This is a genomic window from Enterovirga aerilata, assembly GCF_013044135.1.
GTDB classification, from domain to species: Bacteria; Pseudomonadota; Alphaproteobacteria; order Rhizobiales; family Beijerinckiaceae; genus Enterovirga; species Enterovirga aerilata.
Window position 1 is genome coordinate 554,472 of record NZ_JABEPP010000002.1, and the last position, 18,061, is coordinate 572,532.

Below are 18,061 nucleotides of genomic sequence, written 5' to 3' on the forward strand. Positions count from 1 at the left end.
GAGCGGCAACAAGGAGATAGCATGCCCGATCACGACGCGGCCCGCGAAGGCTTGCCGAATGGCGGCGGAAGCGCGCTGCGCAACGTCTGCGTCTATTGCGGGTCGAGCCCGGGCGCGGATCCGGCCTTCGCCAAAGCCGCAGAGGAACTCGGCCGGCTCCTCGCCGAAGCCGGGCTGGGGCTCGTCTATGGCGGCGGGGACGTCGGCCTGATGGGCATCACGGCCAGATCAGTGCTGCGTCACGGCGGGCATGTCACGGGCATCATCCCGGACTTCCTGCGCCGGCGCGAGAACATGCTGGACGCAGCGCAGGAGACGATCATCGTCCCGGACATGCATACGCGCAAGCAGCTCATGTTCGACCGCTCGGACGCCTTCGTCGCTCTGCCGGGCGGCGTCGGGACCCTCGAGGAGCTGGTGGAGCAGATGACCTGGTCGCAGCTCGGGCGTCACACCAAGCCGATCCTCCTCCTCGACGTGAACGGCTTCTGGCGTCCGCTGATCGATCTCCTCGCCCATATGCGGCTGAACGGGTTCATCCGAGCTGGTCTGGAGCTGAATTACGGGGTAGCCGAGAAGGTCGAGGATCTCATCCCGATGATGGAGGCGAGCTATCGCCGCCGGGGCGGGCAGGAGAACGCAGCCTTCATCGAGGAGCATTTCTGACCCGCTGCGCACCGCAGGATCGGCGCTGGACAGCGTTCCGGCCGGTCTGGACCGCACCGGACGGTTATGGTCACCTTGGCCGGGCGGGGGCTCTGCTTATTTGGGTTCCGCCGAGGGGGTTGAAGACATGTCGGGATGGAAATCGCTCGCAATCGCCTGCGGCTGCCTGCTGATCGCGGGAGGCGTGCAGGCGCAAACCTCGCTCTTCGAGCCGCCGGCATCCGGGAGCGGGGCTGCACCGCTGACCCCGCCGGCCGAGGAGGCGGCTCCCGCGGCGAGGCCGCGGGCGAAGGTGAAGCCTAAAGGACCCACGCCGGCGCGTGCGCTCAGCATCACGAACGACAGCGGCTCGGCGCTCACCGCGCTCGAAGTCTCGGCGGAGGGCAAGACGGCACGTTTGGCGAAAGAACTCGGATCGGGGCAGACCGTGACACTGCGCCTGCCGGCACTCAAGTCCTGCACAGTGACGATCTCGGCGACGTTCCAGCGGGCCGGCGAGGCCGACCTGCACGAGCAGGACATCTGCAAGGACCGGAAGGTCCGATTCGTGAACTGACGGGACCGACCAGACCAGCTCCGTCGCCTCGCCTTCCAGCGATGGGCCGGAGAGGGCTGCGCCCCCCTCCCTCCCCTACGCGATCTGGACGTCGACCACGCCCGGCACCGCCCGCAACGCACCCGCGATGGCCGGGGAGGCAGGGTAGCGGCCCTTCAGCTTCACCTCGACCTCGCGCTCGCCCTCGTCGAGGATGAGGATGAGGGACACCTCGCCCTCGCCGCGGACATCGCCGCCGCGGGCCCGCAACCGGTCCTGCACGCTCGATATCGGCCGCGGGTCGCGTAAGAAGATGCGCATGTCGTTGCGGTGCCGGGCGAGCGCATCGTCGAGCGGCTCCGCAGACTGGATGCGGGCGCGGACGTCCTCGCCCTCGACGCCAGCCTGCAGGACCAGCAGGACGGCGCGGCCTGGCTCGAGCAGATCGCGATATGTCGTCAGCCCCTCCGAGAAGATGATCGCCTCGTAGTGGCCCGTCTGGTCCGACAGGTTCACGATACCCATCTTCGAGCCGCTCTTGGTGCGGCGCTCCTGCCGGTCGAGCACGCTCGCCGCGACGCGGCCGACGGAGCCGCCATTCGCCTTGGCCGTGCGGCAGAACTCGGCCCAGCTCTGGACGCGCAGCTTCTTCAGAAGCTCACCGTATTCGTCGAGCGGATGGCCGGACAGGAAGAAGCCGACCGCCTCGTATTCCTTGCGCAGCCGCTCGGCGGCGGGCCAGGCCTGATGGAGCGGCACCCTGAGCTCGATTCCGGGATCCGCAACGCCGCCGAACATGTCGAGCGCGCCGCCCGTGCGCATGTCTTCCGCGCGCTGCGCCAAGCCCATCATCGCATCGACCGCCGCCGTCGCCCGGGCGCGGTCCGGTTCGAGCTCGTCAAGGGCGCCGGCCGCGATGAGGTTCTCTAGCGTGCGCTTGTTCAGGACGCGCGGGTTGATGCGCTGCGCGAGATCGGTGAGGGTTCTGAACGGCTTGTCGCCGCGCGCCTCGACCAGGGCCTCCACCGCGCCCCGGCCGACCCCCTTGATGGCCGCGAGCGCGTAGCGGATGCCGCCCTGGCCTTCGCCGCCGCGCTCCACCTGGAACACCACGCCAGAGCGATTGATGGAGGGCGGCTCGACCTTGATCCCGAGGCGCTGCGCCTCGCGCCGGAATTCGCCCAGCTTGTCGGTGTTGTCGATATCCATGGTCATGGAGGCCGCCAGGAACTCGACCGGATAGTTCGCCTTCAGGTACGCGGTCTGGTAGGCGACGAGCGCGTAGGCTGCCGCGTGGCTTTTGTTGAAGCCGTAATCGGCGAACTTGGCGAGCAGGTCGAAGATGGTGTCCGCGGTCTCGCGTTCCAGCCCGCGCTCGGTGCAGCCCCGCACGAAAATGTCGCGCTGGGCATCCATCTCCGCCTTGATCTTCTTGCCCATCGCGCGGCGCAGCATGTCCGCGCCGCCGAGCGAATAGCCGGCGAGGAGCTTGGCGACCTCCATCACCTGCTCCTGGTAGACGATGATGCCGAAGGTCTCGCGCAGGATCGGCGCGAGTTTCGGATGCGGGTACCAGGTCTCCTCCGGGTCCGGGTCGCGCCCGAGCTTTCGCGCGCAATAGACCGGGATGTTGGCCATCGGGCCCGGGCGGTAGAGCGCGACGAGCGCGATCAGGTCCTCGATGCGGTCGGCCTCCATCTCGCAGAGCGCCTTGCGCATGCCGGCCGATTCCACCTGGAACACGCCCACCGTCTCGCCACGCCCGAGCTGCTCGTAGGTCTTCCTGTCGTCGAGCGGGATCGTCGCGAGATCGATATCGACGCCTTTCGCCCGGATCAGCTCAACCGCCTTCTTCAGCACGGTCAGGGTCTTGAGCCCGAGGAAGTCGAACTTCACGAGCCCCGCCTGCTCGACCCATTTCATGTTGAACTGGGTCACCCGCATGCCCGTCTTCGGGTCGCGGTAGAGCGGCACCAGCTCTTCGAGAGGCCGGTCGCCGATCACGACGCCCGCGGCGTGCGTCGAGGCGTGGCGATGCAAGCCCTCCAGCTTCTTCGCGATCTCGAGCATGCGGCCGACGACAGGTTCCTCCCGGGCCGCCGCCTGCAGCTTCGGCTCGCCCGCGATCGCCTGGTCGAGCGTGACGGGATTTGCCGGATTGTTGGGGACGAGCTTGGTCAGCTTGTCGACCTGCCCGTAGGGCATTTCCAGCACGCGGCCGACATCGCGCATGACACCGCGGGCGAGCAGGGTGCCGAAGGTGATGATCTGCGCGACCTGCCGCTCGCCGTATCGATGCTGGACGTATTCGATCACGCGCTCGCGCCCGTCGACGCAGAAGTCGATGTCGAAATCCGGCATCGAGACGCGCTCGGGGTTCAGGAAGCGCTCGAAGAGCAGGCCGAAGCGGATCGGATCGAGATCGGTGATGGTCAGCGCGTAGGCCACGAGCGAGCCCGCCCCCGAGCCGCGGCCGGGCCCGACCGGAATGTCGTGCTCCTTCGCCCATTTGATGAAGTCGGCGACGATCAGGAAGTAGCCCGGGAACTTCATCCGGGTAATGACGCCGAGCTCGTAGCCGAGGCGCTCGCGATAATCCGCGGCCGTGTAGCCGGGCGCCGGTCCATGCGCGGCAAGCCGCGCCTCGAGTCCCTCCTCGGCCTGCCGGGCGAGTTCGGCCGCCTCGTCGAATGGCTCCGTCCCCTCCCCCGTGCCGAAGCTCGGCAGGATCGGCTTCCGGGTCCTGACGCGGAAATGGCAGCGCATCGCGATCTCGACGCTCGCCTGCAGCGCATCCGGCAGGTCGGCGAAGAGTTCCGCCATCTCGGCCCGGGTGCGGAAGCGGTGCTCGGGCGTGAGCCGGCGGCGGTTGTCGTCGGAAACGAGCCGGCCCTCGGCGATCGCGAGGAGCGCATCCTGGGCCTCGAAATCGGAGGCGGAGGCGAAGAAGGGCTCGTTCGTCGCCACGATCGGGATGCCGCGCGCATCCGCCATATCGATGAGCTGGCCCTCGACCATCCGCTCCGCGTCGAGGCCGTGACGCCCGATCTCGACATAGAGGGCGTCCCGGAACGCATCCTGCAGCAGCCCGAGCCGGCGTGCGGCGAGATCCGCCCTGCCCCCGTCGCGGAGCGCCGTATCGAGCGGGCCCGTGAAGCCGCCGGTCAGCGCGAAGAGCCCGGCCGCATGCTCCTTCAGGCGATCCGCCCGGACATGCGGGGGATCGCCGAGCGGAACGTCGAACTGCGCCCGGCTCGCGAGCTTCATCAGGTTGCCGTAGCCCTCCTCCGTGGCCGCAAGCAGCACGATGTTCGACGTCCTGACCCCGGGCTGGCGGGCATTCGGCTCCGGATCCTCGAAGCATACCGAGAGCTGGATGCCCGCGATGGGCTGGATGCCCTTTCCGGCGAGCTTTTCGGAGAATTCGAGCGCGCCGAAGAGATTGTTGGTGTCGGTGAGGGCCAGCGCCGGCTGCCGGTCCTTCTCTGCGAGCTTCTGCAGGTCGGCGATCTTCAGCGCGCCTTCCAGCAGCGAATAGGACGAGTGGAGGTGCAGATGGACGAAGCCGACGTCTCGGAGAATGCGCGCCATGGTCTCGGATTCGGAGCGGGCCGGCATCTTTCGCCCGTGCGCCGCGGCGAGTCGATCCCGCCGGGCCGGGCGTCCCCAGATTCGGCGGCCGGTTCAGGCTGGCGCCATGCTGGCCGAGAGCGCTGCAGTTCCTGACCGCCGACCGCGTGCCCGCGGAGCATCCGCTCGCCTGGCCGGGTTGCGGTCAGTCGAGCTCGACGAGCAGGCCGTCCCGCAAGGTGAGCCGGCGATCCATCCGCTCGGCAAGCTCGAGATTGTGGGTCGCCACCAGCGCCGCGAGGCCGGAGGCGCGCACGAGCGAGACCAGCGTCGAGAAGACGTGCCGCGAGGTCTGCGGATCGAGGTTGCCCGTGGGCTCGTCCGCCAGAAGCAGGCGCGGCGCATTGGCCACGGCTCTTGCGATCGCCACCCGCTGCTGCTCGCCTCCCGAAAGCTTCGCCGGCCGGTGCGTCAGCCGCTCGCCGAGACCGAGAAAGGCCAGAAGCTCGGCCGCCCTCCCCTTCGCCTCCTTGCGGGACAGGCCCCGGATCATCTGCGGCATGACCACGTTCTCGAGCGCCGTGAATTCGGGCAGGAGATGGTGGAACTGATAGACGAAGCCGATCTCCTCCCGCCGCGTGCGGGTGCGCTCGGCATCGCTCATCGCCGCGGTCGAGCGACCGCCGATCACGACATCGCCGCCGTCGGGCTTCTCCAGAAGGCCCGCGACGTGCAGCAGGGTCGATTTTCCCGCTCCGGAGGGCGCAACCAGCGCGACCATCTCGCCCGGCATCAACGCCAGTTCCACTCCGCGCAGGATCTCGAGAAATCCTTCGCCCTCGGGATAGCGGCGCTCGACCCGCGCGAGGCGCAGCGCCGGGATTGCCTCCTCCGCCATGCCGGTCAGCCGTAACGCAGCGCCTCGACGGGATCGAGCCGCGCCGCGCGCCAGGACGGGTACATGGTGGCGAGAAGGGAGAGCGCCATCGCGAGCACGACAACGGTGGTGACCTCCGTCGGGTCCACCACCGCGGGCAGCCGCGACAGGAAATAGAGCTCAGCCGGAAACAGGTTCGCGCCCGTGAGGCCGGAGATGAATTGCCGAAGGGATTCGATGTTGAGCGAGACGAGGAGGCCCAGCGCCACGCCGGCCAGCGTCCCGACGATGCCGATCGAGGCGCCCGTGACGACGAAGATGCGCATCACGGCCGAGCGGGTCGCCCCCATGGTGCGCAGGATCGCGATGTCGCTCGACTTGTCCTTCACGAGCATCACGAGGCCGGCGATGATGTTCAGGGCCGCCACGAGGACGATGAGCGTGAGGATCAGGAACATCACGTTGCGCTCGACCTCGAGGGCCGAGAAGAAGGTGCGGTTGCGCTGGCGCCAATCGGTAAGGAGCACCGGCCGTTCCGCCGCCTGCTCGATGGCATAGCGGGCCTCGTCGACCCGGTCGGCATCGTCGAGGAAGACCTCGATCAGCGTCGCGTCGCCTTCCCGGTTGAAGAAGGCCTGAGCCTCCACCATCGGCATATAGATGAAGGTCGCGTCGAACTCCGACATGCCGATCTCGAAGACGGCGACGATCGGGAAGGCCTTGATGCGCGGCGTCGTCCCGAATGGCGTCGATGCCCCGCGCGGGGTCAGGAGCGAGATGCTGTCGCCGGCCTGAAGCCCCAAAGCTTCGGCGAGCCGCCGGCCGACCGCCACGCCTCCGGAAGCGTCGAAGTTCTCCAGCGTTCCCTGGCGCAGGTTCTCGGCGACCGCCGTGATCTTCGGCATGTCCTCGCCACGCACCCCCCGGACGAGCGCGCCTGAGCCGTTATAGGGGGAGGAGGCGAAGACCTGTCCCTCGACGAAGGGCACCGCGCGGCGCACGCCGTAGACCTTGGAGAGGCGCTCGGCGACCTCGGGATAGTCGGTGAGCGGGCTGTCGATGGGAGCCACGAAGATGTGGCCGTTGATGCCGACGAGCTTCTCCAGAAGCTCCTTCCGGAAGCCGTTCATCACCGAGAGCACGATGATGAGGGTCGCGACCCCGAGCATGATGCCGAGGAACGACAGGAGCGCGATGAGCCGCGTCTTGAGATAGCGCCCCGCCAGAAGCCATTCGTAGGGCGCGAAAGGCAGGGTCGCGGTCCGTCTCGGGTCCGCCATCCGGGTCAGCCGGTGATCCGCCGCAGCGCATCGGCCGGGGACAATGTCTCGCGCTCGCCGGTTGCACGGCGCTTGAGCTCGACCTTGCCTTCGGCCAGACCCTTCGGCCCGACGATCAGCTGCCAGGGTAGGCCGATGAGATCGGCCGTCGCGAACTTGGCGCCGGGCCGGTCGTCGCGGTCGTCGTAGAGCACGTCGAAGCCGGCCGCGACGAGCCCCCGATAGAGGTCGGCGCAGGCCGCGTCCGTGGCCGAATCGCCGACCCGCAGGTTCAGGAGTCCGACCTGGAAAGGCGCCACCGCGTCCGGCCAGACGATCCCGGCATCGTCGTGGCTCGCCTCGATGATGGCGGCGACGAGCCGGCTCGGGCCGATGCCGTAGGAACCCATGTGGACATCGTGCTCGGTGCCGTCCGGGCCCGTGACGCGCGCGCCCATTGGGGCGGAATACTTGGTGCCGAAATAGAAGATATGGCCGACCTCGATGCCGCGGGCGGACATGCGGTCGCTCTCGGCGAGATTTGCGAACTCGCCGGCATCATGCATCTCGGAGGTTGCCGCATAGAGGGAGGTCCAGCGGTCGACGATGGCCTGCAGCCCCTCCCGGCTGTCGAAGTCGGTATCCGCCGGCGGGGTGTCGAAGCCGAGATAGTCCCTGTGGCAGAACACCTCGCTCTCGCCGGTCGAGGCCAGGATGATGAATTCGTGGCTCATGTCGCCCCCGATCGGGCCCGATTCCGCACGCATCGGGATCGACTTGAGCCCGAGCCGCGCGAAGGTGCGCAGATAGGCGACGAACATCTTGTTGTAGGAATGGCGGGCCCCCGCCTGGTCCAGATCGAAGGAATAGGCGTCCTTCATCAGGAACTCGCGCGAGCGCATCACGCCGAAGCGCGGCCTGACCTCGTCCCGGAACTTCCACTGGATATGGTAGAGGTTCATCGGCAGGTCGCGATAGGACTTCACGTAGGCGCGGAAGATGTCGGTGATCATCTCCTCGTTGGTCGGCCCGAACAGCATGTCGCGCTCATGGCGATCCTGGATGCGCAACATCTCCTTGCCATAGGCGTCGTAGCGGCCGGATTCGCGCCACAGATCGGCCGACTGGATGGTCGGCATGAGGAGCTCGAGGGCGCCGGAGCGGTTCTGCTCCTCCCTGACGATCGCCTCGATCTTGCGCAGCACACGATAACCGAGCGGGAGCCAGGAATAGATGCCGGCCGATTGCTGGCGGATCATGCCCGCACGCAGCATCAGGCGGTGCGAGGCGATCTCCGCCTCGCGGGGCGCATCGCGCAGGATCGGCAGGAGGAAGCGGGACAGGCGCATGGGAGAGAGATGGAGGATCGAGCGGAAACGCCGGCTTAAGCGCGTCAGCGGCGCTCGTGCGCTTCGCTATCAGACCATCCGTCCGGGAATGCAAGACGGGAAAGAAAGCACCGGAAAAGCCAAGCTTCGGGAGCGGACAGACCTAAACTTTCGTCGAGCTGGAGTAGATTCAGGGTGACAGCGTCATCCGGGTGCCATAGACAAGAGCGCATCGGCCGCACCCGGACAAGAGCGTGCGCCGGGTCCAAGTCCTGGGAGGAAGCCAAGCTTCGGTCCCGCCGCCCGACAAGCGGCTTTATGAGAGACCGAGGTCATCGTCGATCTGCCGCAAGGCCAAGAGCAGGGCTTCTACAGCCTTGCTCTTTTGTTTTGGGCGCGACGCGATCCTCAGAGGCCCGCCAGGGGGAAGAGGGCCGCCACCAGCACGAATACGACGTCCGCCGCGATCGTGGTCCAGATCGCGCGCTCGCGGAGCGCGGGATCCGCCGGCGCGCCGGGCTCCGTGCCGGCCGTGACCTCACCGATCTCCGCCTGGGTCCGCATGCGGACAGGCAGAATGGCGAAGACGATGGTCCACCAGACCACGAAATAGAGGCCCAGAGCGCCGGTCACCGTGAGCTTCAGCAGCACGCCGGCATAGATCCCGAGCCCGGCCAGCGCCACGACGGCAAGGATAGTCGTGAGAAGGGAGCGTGCGGCCCAGCCGACCGGCATCATCGTTCAGGCCTGCTCGAGCTCGGTCAGCGTGCCGCAGAAATCCTTCGGGTGGAGGAAGAGCACGGGCTTGCCGTGCGCGCCGATCTTCGGCTCGCCGCCGCCGAGCACGCGCGCGCCCTGCCCGACCAGCTTGTCGCGGGCGGCATGGATGTCTTCGACCTCGTAGCAGAGGTGATGGATCGCCCCGTCCGGGTTGCGATCGAGGAAGGCCCGGATGGGCGAGTTCTCACCCAGCGGCTCCAGGAACTCGATCTTCGTGTTCGGCAGGTTCACGAAGACGACCGTCACGCCGTGCTCCGGCTGCGGCACCGGCGCGGAGACCTCGGCGCCGAGCGTGTCGCGATAGATGCGGGTCGCCGCGGCGAGATCCCGCACGGCGATCGCCACATGGTTGAGCCGCCCGATCATCGCCCCTCCGCCTCCGGTCCCAAGCTTTGCAGGAGCCTTATACCTCGACGACGAGGACGTGGCAGGCAGGCTTCTTGCCCCAATGCGCGCGCACGACGCCGCGGACGGCGCGCGAGACGGCCTCCTCGACCGCTTGCGAGTCGCGCCGGCGCGCCCGAGGCATGCCGTTCAGCGTCTCGGCGATCGCATCGTCGATGAGCTCGGCGAAGGTGTCGCCCGAGCGCGTCCGCTCGGGGATGCCCATATGCTCCACAGCCGGATCGCCCGCGAGTTCGCCGCGCTCGTCGATCGCGATCGCGACGGACACGATGCCCGCGAAGGAGAGCTTGCGCCGCTCCGGAATCGCCTTGTCGAGCTGGCCGACGATCACGTCGCCGTCGCGGTAAAGGCGGCCGGCCGAGACATGCTCGACGATCTCGGGCTCGCCCGGCGCGAGCTTCACGACGGTGCCGTTCCGCGCCTTGACGACGTGCGGCACGCCCTGGCGCCGCGCGAAATCGGCATGGACGCCGAGATGGAGATCCTCGCCGTGGACGGGGACGGCGATCCGCGGCCGCGTCCACTCGTACATCCGGGCAACCTCGCCCTTCCGGGGATGGCCGGAGACGTGGACGAGATGCGTGCGGTCCGTCAGCACCTCGATGCCTCGCCGGACGAGATTGTTGATGATGGCGTTCACCGCGCTCTCGTTGCCCGGGATGGTGCGCGAGGAGAAGATCACGCGGTCGCCGGCCGAGAGCGCGATGTCGGGGTGCTCGTCTTCCGCGATGCGGGCGAGCGCCGCGCGCGGCTCGCCCTGAGAGCCCGTGAGGAGCGCCACCACCCGGCTGCGGTCGAGATAGCCGTAGGCCTGGGGCGGGCTGAACTCGTTCAGGCCGGCGAGATAGCCGCATTCCTCCGCCACATCGACGACCCGGTCCATCGCGCGGCCCACCACCACCACCTCGCGGCCGCAGGCCTGGGCGGCCTCGGCGACCGCGCGCATGCGTGCCACGTTCGACGCGAAGGTCGTGATCGCCACCCGGTGCGGAGCACCGGCGATCAGCTGCTTCAGGGAAGCTGCGACCTCCGATTCGCTCGGGCTGACGCCGTCCCGAACGATGTTCGTCGAATCGCAGACGAGCGCGAGCACGCCCTCGTCGCCGAGGGCGCGGAAGGCGGATTCCTCGGTCGTACCGCCGAGATAGGGCGTCGGATCGATCTTCCAGTCGCCCGTATGGACGACGAGCCCCGCCGGCGTGCGGATCGCGAGCGCATTCGATTCGGGGATCGAGTGGGAGACCGGGACATACTCGATCGAGAAGGGCCCGAGCTGCAGCCTGCCTCCGGGCGCGATCTCGTTCAGGTCGATCTTCGGCGCGCCGGGCTCGTTGAGCTTGCGCGTCTCGATCAGCCCGACCGCGAAGCGCGTCGCGTAGACCGGTGCGCGCAGACGCGGCCACATCTCCACGAGGGCCCCGATATGGTCCTCGTGCGCGTGCGTGATCAGGATGCCGAGGAGATCCTGCTTCCGCGCCTCGATGAAGGAGAGGTCCGGGTACATCAGGTCGACGCCCGGCATGTGCTCCTCGCTCGCGAAGCCCATCCCGCAATCGACCAGGATCCATTTCCGCCGCCGCTCCGGGCCGAAGCCGTAGAGCGCGGCGTTCATGCCGATCTCGCCGACCCCTCCGAGCGGCAGGAAGACGAGTTCGTCGTTCGGGTTCACGCTGCTACCTCCGGACGCGCGGTCGCGGCCGTACCGAAATGGACTTCGCCGGCGCTGATCGTCCGGATCTCGCCTTCGGCGGTCCGCAGCACGAGCTGGCCGTGGCCATCGATGGTCTCGAAGGTGCCGGACGTCACGATCGTCCCTGACCGCACGAAGATCGGCTCGCCGAGCCCGGCCGCACGCGCGAGCCACAGATCACGGATCGCATCGAAATCCCGCCCCTCGTCCCAGATCCCGGCGGTCTCGACCCACTCGGCGCTGAGTCTTGTGAAGAGTTCCTCCGGCCCGACCGCATGGCCAAGCGAGCGGAGCGAGGCCACAGGATAGGGCAGCCCCTTTGGGGAATGCGCGACATTGACCCCGATTCCGATCACGACCGCCCTGGCCTCCCCGAGAGTTTCGGTCTCGAGCAGGATGCCGGCCAGCTTCGCGCCATCCGCCAGGACGTCGTTCGGCCATTTGAGGCGGAACCGCCGCCCTTCCTTCTCCCCTTGCGGGAGAAGGTGTCGGCCCGAAGGGACGACGGATGAGGGGTCGCCCGCTCCGTCCTCACCCCTCATCCGACCCCGGCTGACGCCGGGGCCACCTTCTCCCGCAAGGGGAGAAGGAAGGGCGCACACGGCGTCCAGCGCTCGCACCAGCGCCAACCCCGCCACGAATCCGAGCGTCGCGACCACGGCCGGCTCTGCGCGGGTGGTGAGTGCCAGACTCGCGGCGAGATTGCCGGCCTGCGTCTCCCAGGCGGCGCCACGACGACCCCTGCCCTGGTTCTGATGGCGCGACACGACCCAGAACGGAGCCGGTGCGCCGGCGTGGAGCCGCGCCATCGCATCCACGTTCGTGGACCCGATCGTCTCGTGCGCGACGAGGCCATAGCCCGAGGCGGCAGCCTCCGGCGCAAGCGCGAACGCCATCCGGCTCAGAACAGCGACCGGGCGGCCGCTGCCGCCGAATTCACGAGCGGCGCAGGCACGATCCAGAACAGCGTCACCACCACGCTACAGGCGATGAGCACGGCCTCGGCGCCCGGCGCCATGCGCTCGAAAGCAGGACGCGGCTCGTCGAAATACATCACCTTCACGACCCGGATATAGTAGTAGGCGCCGATGACGCTCGTCACGACTCCGATGACGGCGAGGGTATAGAGCCCGGCTTGCACGGCGGCCGCGAAGACGTAAAACTTTGAGAAGAAGCCGGCGAGAGGTGGGATTCCGGCCAGCGAAAACAGCATCATGGCGAGCGCGAAGGCGCGCCACGGATGCGTCGTCGCGGCGCCCGCGAGCTCGTCGATGGTCTCAAGGTAGCGGTCGCCGCGGCGCATGCCGATGATCACCGCGAAGGCCCCGAGCGTCATGGCGAGATAGATCGCCATGTAGACGATGACCCCCTGGATGCCCTCCGGCGTACCGGCCGCAAGCCCGATCAGCGCGTAGCCGACATTGCCGATGGAGGAATAGGCCATCAGGCGCTTGATGTTGCGCTGGCCGATAGCCGCGAAGGAACCGAGCGCCATCGACAGAATGGCGACGAAGACGATGATCTGCTGCCAGGAATGGATGATCTCCGGGAAGGCGCCGACGAAGACGCGCACCGCCATCGCCATGGCCGCAACCTTGGGCGCGGACGCGAAGAAGGCCGTCACCGGCGTCGGCGCGCCCTCGTAGACGTCGGGCGTCCACATGTGGAACGGCACGGCCGAAATCTTGAAGCACACGCCCGCGGCCACGAAGACGATGCCGAGGATCAGCCCGATCGCGGCCTCGCCGCGCACCACCTCCGCGATGGCGGGGAAGGAGACCGTGCCGGTGAAGCCGTAGATGAGAGAGGCGCCGTAGAGCAGCATGCCCGAGGACAGCGCCCCGAGGACGAAGTACTTGAGCCCCGCCTCGGTCGAGCGCGCATCGTCGCGATGGATCGCGGCGACCACATAGGCCGCGAGGCTCTGGAGCTCGAGGCCGAGATAGAGCGAGATGAGGTCGTTCGCCGACACCATCATCATCATCCCGACCGTCGACAGCAGGATGAGGACCGGGAACTCGAAGCGGATGAAGCCCTCGCGCTCCATGTAGTCGGAGGAGAGGGCGAGCGCCGCGGCCGACCCGATCAGCACCAGCACCTTCATGTACTTGGCGAAGCCGTCCGCGATGAAGGCTCCGCCCAGGATCGCGTTCTTCGAAGGCGGCAAGAAAGCCACGGCGATCAGCGCCAGAAGCAGCACAACGAAGGCCCCGGTGCCGACGATGTTGGTCGCGCGCCGCCCCGAGAACGCGCCGACCATGAGGAGCACGAGGGCGCCCACCGCCACGATGATCTCGGGCGTGGCGAGGCCGAAGCTCGATGCCGCGAAGCTCTGCATGTTCGTCAGTTACCAGAGAGCGCCGCGGTCTTGACCGCCGACATGGCGGTCTCGACGCCCCTGATCAGGGCCTCGGTTGGGGGCGCGAAGGTGTCGAGGATGGGGCCTGGCTGCACGCCGTAATAGATCGTGAGCAGCACGAGCGGCGCGAAGGTGATCATCTCGCGCCGGTTGAGGTCGAGGATCCCACGGAGCGCCGGCTTCTCGAGCGGGCCGTAGACGACGCGGGCGTAAAGCCAGAGGGCGTAGCCAGCCGACAGGATCACGCCAAAGGCCGAGAAGAACCCCACCCACGGGTTGGACCGGAAGGCGCCCATCATGGTCAGGAACTCGCCGACGAACCCGGACGTGCCCGGCAAACCGACATTCGCCATCGTGAAGATGAGGAAGACGACCGCATAGAGCGGCATCCGGTTCACGAGGCCGCCATAGGCCGCGATCTCGCGGGTATGGATCCGGTCGTAGACGACGCCGACGCAGAGGAAGAGCGCGCCCGAGACGAGGCCGTGCGAGATCATCTGGAACATGGCGCCCTGGACCCCCTGCGGGTTTAGGGAGAACAGGCCCATGGTCACGAAGCCCATATGCGCCACGGACGAGTAGGCAACGAGCTTCTTCATGTCCTCCTGCATCAGCGCGACGAGCGAGGCGTAGATGATTGCCACGATCGAGAGCGCGTAGACGAGCGGCTGGAAGTACAGCGACGCGTCCGGGAACATCGGCAGCGAGAAGCGGATGAACCCGTAGCCGCCCATCTTCAGGAGGATGCCGGCCAGGATCACCGAGCCCGCGGTGGGTGCCTCCACATGCGCATCCGGCAACCAGGTATGGACCGGCCACATCGGCATCTTCACCGCGAAGGATGCGAAGAAGGCCAGCCAGAGCCAGGTCTGCATCGAGGCCGGAAAACGATGCTGGAGCAGCGCCTGGATGTCCGTCGTGCCGGCGTGCCAGTACATCGCGATGATCGCGAGCAGCATCAGCACCGAGCCGAGCAGCGTGTAGAGGAAGAACTTGAACGAGGCGTAGATGCGCCGCTTGCCCCCCCAGATCCCGATGATGAGGAACATCGGCATGAGGCCGGCCTCGAACATCAGGTAGAACAGGACCAGGTCGCCCGCCGCGAAGACGCCGATCATCGTCGTCTCGAGGACGAGGAAGCAGACGTAATACGCCTTCACCCGATGCTCGATCGCCTCCCAGGAGGCCAGGATGCAGAACGGCATCAGGAAGGTCGTGAGCAGGATGAACGGCATCGCGAAGCCGTCGACGGTCAGCTTGAAGCGGATCGTCTCCGCCAGCCAGGCATGCGTCTCGGTCAGCTGAAAGGCCGAGGTCGACGGGTCGAAGCGGCCCCAGGCAACGAGCGACAGCAGGAAGGTGGCGACCGTCGCAAAGAGCGCGATCCAGCGTGCGTTCGAGCGCACATCCGCGTCGTCGCCCCGCAGCGACAGGATGATCGCCGCGCCGACGAGCGGAACGATCAGGAGACCGGCGAGGATGCCGAGGCCGAACATCAATGCGCCCCCGCGCCGGTGAGAAGGTACCAGGTGATCAGGGCCGCGACCCCGATCAGCATGACGAAGGCGTAGTGGTAGACATAGCCGGTCTGCAGCCGCACGACCCCGCGCGTCACGTCGACGACGCGGGCCGAGATGCCGTCAGGCCCGAGCCGGTCGATCACCGCGCCGTCGCCCTGCTTCCAGAGGAAGCGCCCAAGCGCCTTGGCGCCGCGCACGAAGACGAAGTCATAGATCTCGTCGAAATACCACTTGTTGAGCAGGAACCGGTACAGGATCGGGTTCTGGGCCGCGGCCCGAGCCGGCAGGTCCGGACGCCTGATATACATCAGGAAGGCGAGCAGGAAGCCGCCGATCATCATGACAGCGGGCGACAGCACGACCCAGAGCGGGGCGTGATGCATCTCCTCCAGGACCTTGTACTGGCTTGCCCCGAGCGATCCGCGCCAGAAATGCTCGGCATCGTGGCCGATGAAGAAGCGCGAGAAGATCATGCCGGCGAAGATCGCCCCGAAGGCGAGCACGCCGAGCGGAATCAGCATCACGAGCGGGCTCTCGTGCGGCCGGTGATGATGCGCGTGGTCGGCATGATGGCCGGGCTCGAGGTCGGAATGCGAGGCCGGCTCGACGTCGTGCCCCTTGTTGTCGTGGGCGACGCCCTCGTGATGTCCCGGCGCACCATCCGCATGGTGCGAGCCGGCATGACCTGACGCATGGGCATGCGCGTCGTGCGAGCCGCCCCAGCGCGGCGCCTGCTCGAAGGTCATGAAGAAGAGGCGCCAGGAATAGAACGAGGTCATGAAGGCGGCGATGACCGTCGCCATGAAGGCGAGCGCCGCGCCGCCGCCATGCGACGTGTAGGCCGCCTCGATGATCGCGTCCTTCGAGTAGTAGCCGGCCGTGAACGGGAAGCCGGTGAGCGCGAGCGTGCCGATCGCCATCATGGCGGCCGTGAAGGGGATGTAGCGGCGGAGCGCCCCCATGTTCCGCATGTCCTGCTCGTGGTGCATCGCGTGGATGACCGAGCCGGCCCCGAGGAACAGCAGCGCCTTGAAGAAGGCGTGCGTGAAGAGGTGGAAGATGCCGGCCCCGAAGGCGCCGACCCCGAGGGCGACGAACATGTAGCCGAGCTGCGAGCAGGTCGAATAGGCGATGACCCGCTTGATGTCGTTCTGCACCAGCCCGACCGTCGCAGCGAAAAAGGCCGTGATCGCCCCGATGACGGTCACGACGGTCATCGCGTCGGGGGAGAGCTCGAAGAGCGGCGAGAGCCGCGCCACCATGAAGACACCAGCCGTGACCATGGTCGCTGCGTGGATCAGGGCCGAGACGGGGGTCGGACCCTCCATCGCGTCCGGCAGCCAGGTGTGCAGCAGGAACTGCGCCGACTTGCCCATCGCGCCCATGAAGAGGAGCAGGCAGGCGAGCGTGATCGCGTTCCAGTCATGGCCGAGGAAGCGGAATGTCGCCTCCTTCAGCTCGCCTGCGCGGGGCAGGATCTGGTCGAACGAGACCGAGTTGAACAGCACGAAGACGAGGAAGATGCCGAGCGCGAAGCCGAAATCGCCAACCCGGTTGACGATGAAGGCCTTCATCGCCGCAGCGTTGGCGGACGGCTTCTCGTACCAGAAGCCGATCAGCAGGTAGCTCGCGAGGCCGACGCCCTCCCAGCCGAAGAACATCTGCACGAGGTTGTCGGCCGTCACCAGCATCAGCATGGCGAAGGTGAAGAGCGACAGATAGGCGAAGAACCGCGGCCGGTGCGGATCCTCGTGCATGTAGCCGATCGAATAAAGGTGCACGAGGGCTGAGACCGTCGTCACCACGACGAGCATCACGGCCGTCAGCGTGTCGATACGGAACGCCCAGTCGACCACGAGGTCGCCCGACACCATCCAGGTCGCGACCTGGACGCGTGTCGCACCCGAGCCGAAGCCGACGGAGACGAAGGCGATCCAGGACAGGAAGGCCGAGACGGCGAGGAGCGCCGTCGTGACGATCTCGCTCGGCCGCGGCCCGATCACCCGGCCGAAGATGCCCGCGACGAGGAAGCCGACGAGCGGAAGAAAGACGATCGCGTGGTACATCGGGCGGTATCAGCCCCGCATCATGTTGATATCCTCCACCGCGATCGAACCCCGATTGCGGTAGAAGGTGACGAGGATCGCAAGGCCGATCGCGGCCTCGGCGGCGGCCACCGTCAGCACGAAAAGCGCGAAGACCTGGCCCACCACGTCGTTCAGGTGCGACGAGAAGGCGACGAGGTTGATATTGACCGCGAGCAGGATGAGCTCGACCGACATCAGGATGACGATCACGTTCTTGCGGTTGATGAAGATGCCGAGCACGCCGATCGTGAAGAGGATCGCCGCGACCGTCAGGAAATGCCCAAGCCCGATCGTCATCGCGTGACCTCCCCGAGCCCCTGGCGCGAGGGCACCTTGTGCAGTTGCACGGCCTCCTCGGGCGTCCGCGCCACCTGCCTGGCGATGTCCTGCCGCCTGACGCCGACCCGCTCGCGCAGCGTCAGCACGATCGCGCCGATCATCGCGACGAGCAGGATCAGCCCGGCCGCCTGGAAGAAGTAGGAATAGCGCGTGTAGAGGACGCGCCCGATCGCCTCGGTGTTGGTGACGGCCTCGGCCGGCGGGTTCGCGGCGATCGGCACGCGCAATGCCTCGGGACTGACCGCCCAGGTGGAGACGACGAGCAGGATCTCGACCAAGAAGATGAGGCCGATCAGGCCGCCGACCGGCAGGTACTGCTGGAAGCCCTGGCGCAGCTCGGCGAAGTCGACGTCGAGCATCATGACGACGAACAGGAACAGCACCGCGACCGCGCCGACATAGACGACGACCAGGATCATCGCCAGGAACTCCGCGTGCAGCAGCACGAACAGCCCGGCCGCGTTCACGAAGGCGAGAATCAGGAACAGCACCGATTGGACGGGGTTGCGCGAGGCGACCACCATCACGGCCGACGCGACGGTGATCGTCGCGAAGATGTAGAAGAAGAAGGCTGTCATGGGTGGACGCCGCGAATGGCGAATGGCGAATGGCGAATGGCTCGGGCGCGGGGCCTAGCCGCCCTGCG

At 67.4% G+C, this 18,061-nt stretch carries 15 protein-coding genes; 2 read left to right on the forward strand and 13 right to left on the reverse strand.

Going from position 1 to position 18,061, the window contains the following annotated elements:
• The first annotated feature begins 21 nt into the window (after positions 1-21).
• Together HJG44_RS07980 and HJG44_RS07985 are read left to right on the forward strand one after the other, a co-directional pair.
• Entirely contained in the window at positions 22-666 is a 645-nt protein-coding gene (locus HJG44_RS07980) for an LOG family protein (RefSeq protein WP_171217810.1), read from the forward strand.
• A 127-nt stretch (positions 667-793) separates the two neighbouring features.
• Positions 794-1,222 (forward strand): hypothetical protein, encoded by a 429-nt coding sequence (locus HJG44_RS07985; protein ID WP_171217811.1) that lies wholly within the window; start codon positions 794-796, stop codon positions 1,220-1,222.
• A 75-nt stretch (positions 1,223-1,297) separates the two neighbouring features.
• On the opposite strand, the gene dnaE is transcribed toward HJG44_RS07985, so the two are convergent.
• The 13 genes from dnaE to HJG44_RS08050 all read right to left on the reverse strand — a co-directional run bounded on the left by dnaE (position 1,298) and on the right by HJG44_RS08050 (position 17,993).
• Entirely contained in the window at positions 1,298-4,792 is a 3,495-nt protein-coding gene (dnaE, locus tag HJG44_RS07990) for a DNA polymerase III subunit alpha (RefSeq protein ID WP_171217812.1), read from the reverse strand.
• Positions 4,793-4,976: 184 nt separating this feature from the next.
• The gene (locus HJG44_RS07995; RefSeq protein WP_171217813.1) at positions 4,977-5,669 is read right to left on the reverse strand and encodes an ABC transporter ATP-binding protein; all 693 of its coding nucleotides are present in this window, start codon (positions 5,667-5,669) and stop codon (positions 4,977-4,979) included.
• A 5-nt stretch (positions 5,670-5,674) separates the two neighbouring features.
• Positions 5,675-6,928: a lipoprotein-releasing ABC transporter permease subunit gene (locus tag HJG44_RS08000; RefSeq protein ID WP_171217814.1), complete on the reverse strand. Its 1,254-nt coding sequence runs from the start codon at positions 6,926-6,928 to the stop codon at positions 5,675-5,677.
• A 5-nt stretch (positions 6,929-6,933) separates the two neighbouring features.
• Positions 6,934-8,256, reverse strand: coding sequence for a proline--tRNA ligase (gene proS / locus HJG44_RS08005; protein WP_171217815.1), 1,323 nt, complete (start codon positions 8,254-8,256; stop codon positions 6,934-6,936).
• Between the two features lie 387 nt (positions 8,257-8,643).
• Positions 8,644-8,973, reverse strand: coding sequence for a DUF1467 family protein (locus HJG44_RS08010; protein WP_171217816.1), 330 nt, complete (start codon positions 8,971-8,973; stop codon positions 8,644-8,646).
• A gap of 3 nt (positions 8,974-8,976) precedes the next feature.
• A complete protein-coding gene (mce, locus tag HJG44_RS08015) occupies positions 8,977-9,381 on the reverse strand; it encodes a methylmalonyl-CoA epimerase (RefSeq protein ID WP_171217817.1) in 405 nt (134 codons plus the stop codon).
• 37 nt (positions 9,382-9,418) lie between these two features.
• Entirely contained in the window at positions 9,419-11,032 is a 1,614-nt protein-coding gene (locus HJG44_RS08020; RefSeq protein WP_171218202.1) for a ribonuclease J, read from the reverse strand.
• 53 nt (positions 11,033-11,085) lie between these two features.
• A complete protein-coding gene (locus HJG44_RS08025) occupies positions 11,086-12,006 on the reverse strand; it encodes a biotin--[acetyl-CoA-carboxylase] ligase (RefSeq protein ID WP_171217818.1) in 921 nt (306 codons plus the stop codon).
• Between the two features lie 5 nt (positions 12,007-12,011).
• Positions 12,012-13,448 (reverse strand): NADH-quinone oxidoreductase subunit NuoN, encoded by a 1,437-nt coding sequence (gene nuoN, locus HJG44_RS08030; RefSeq protein WP_171217819.1) that lies wholly within the window; start codon positions 13,446-13,448, stop codon positions 12,012-12,014.
• 5 nt (positions 13,449-13,453) lie between these two features.
• The gene (locus HJG44_RS08035; protein WP_171217820.1) at positions 13,454-14,965 is read right to left on the reverse strand and encodes an NADH-quinone oxidoreductase subunit M; all 1,512 of its coding nucleotides are present in this window, start codon (positions 14,963-14,965) and stop codon (positions 13,454-13,456) included.
• Positions 14,965-17,055, reverse strand: coding sequence for an NADH-quinone oxidoreductase subunit L (gene nuoL, locus HJG44_RS08040; protein WP_171217821.1), 2,091 nt, complete (start codon positions 17,053-17,055; stop codon positions 14,965-14,967). Before nuoL ends, HJG44_RS08035 begins: the two co-directional genes overlap by 1 nt.
• Positions 17,056-17,064: 9 nt before the next feature.
• A complete protein-coding gene (nuoK, locus tag HJG44_RS08045; protein WP_171217822.1) occupies positions 17,065-17,373 on the reverse strand; it encodes an NADH-quinone oxidoreductase subunit NuoK in 309 nt (102 codons plus the stop codon).
• Positions 17,370-17,993, reverse strand: coding sequence for an NADH-quinone oxidoreductase subunit J (locus tag HJG44_RS08050; RefSeq protein ID WP_171217823.1), 624 nt, complete (start codon positions 17,991-17,993; stop codon positions 17,370-17,372). The genes nuoK and HJG44_RS08050 overlap by 4 nt, the downstream gene beginning before the upstream one ends.
• Positions 17,994-18,061 lie beyond the last annotated feature (68 nt).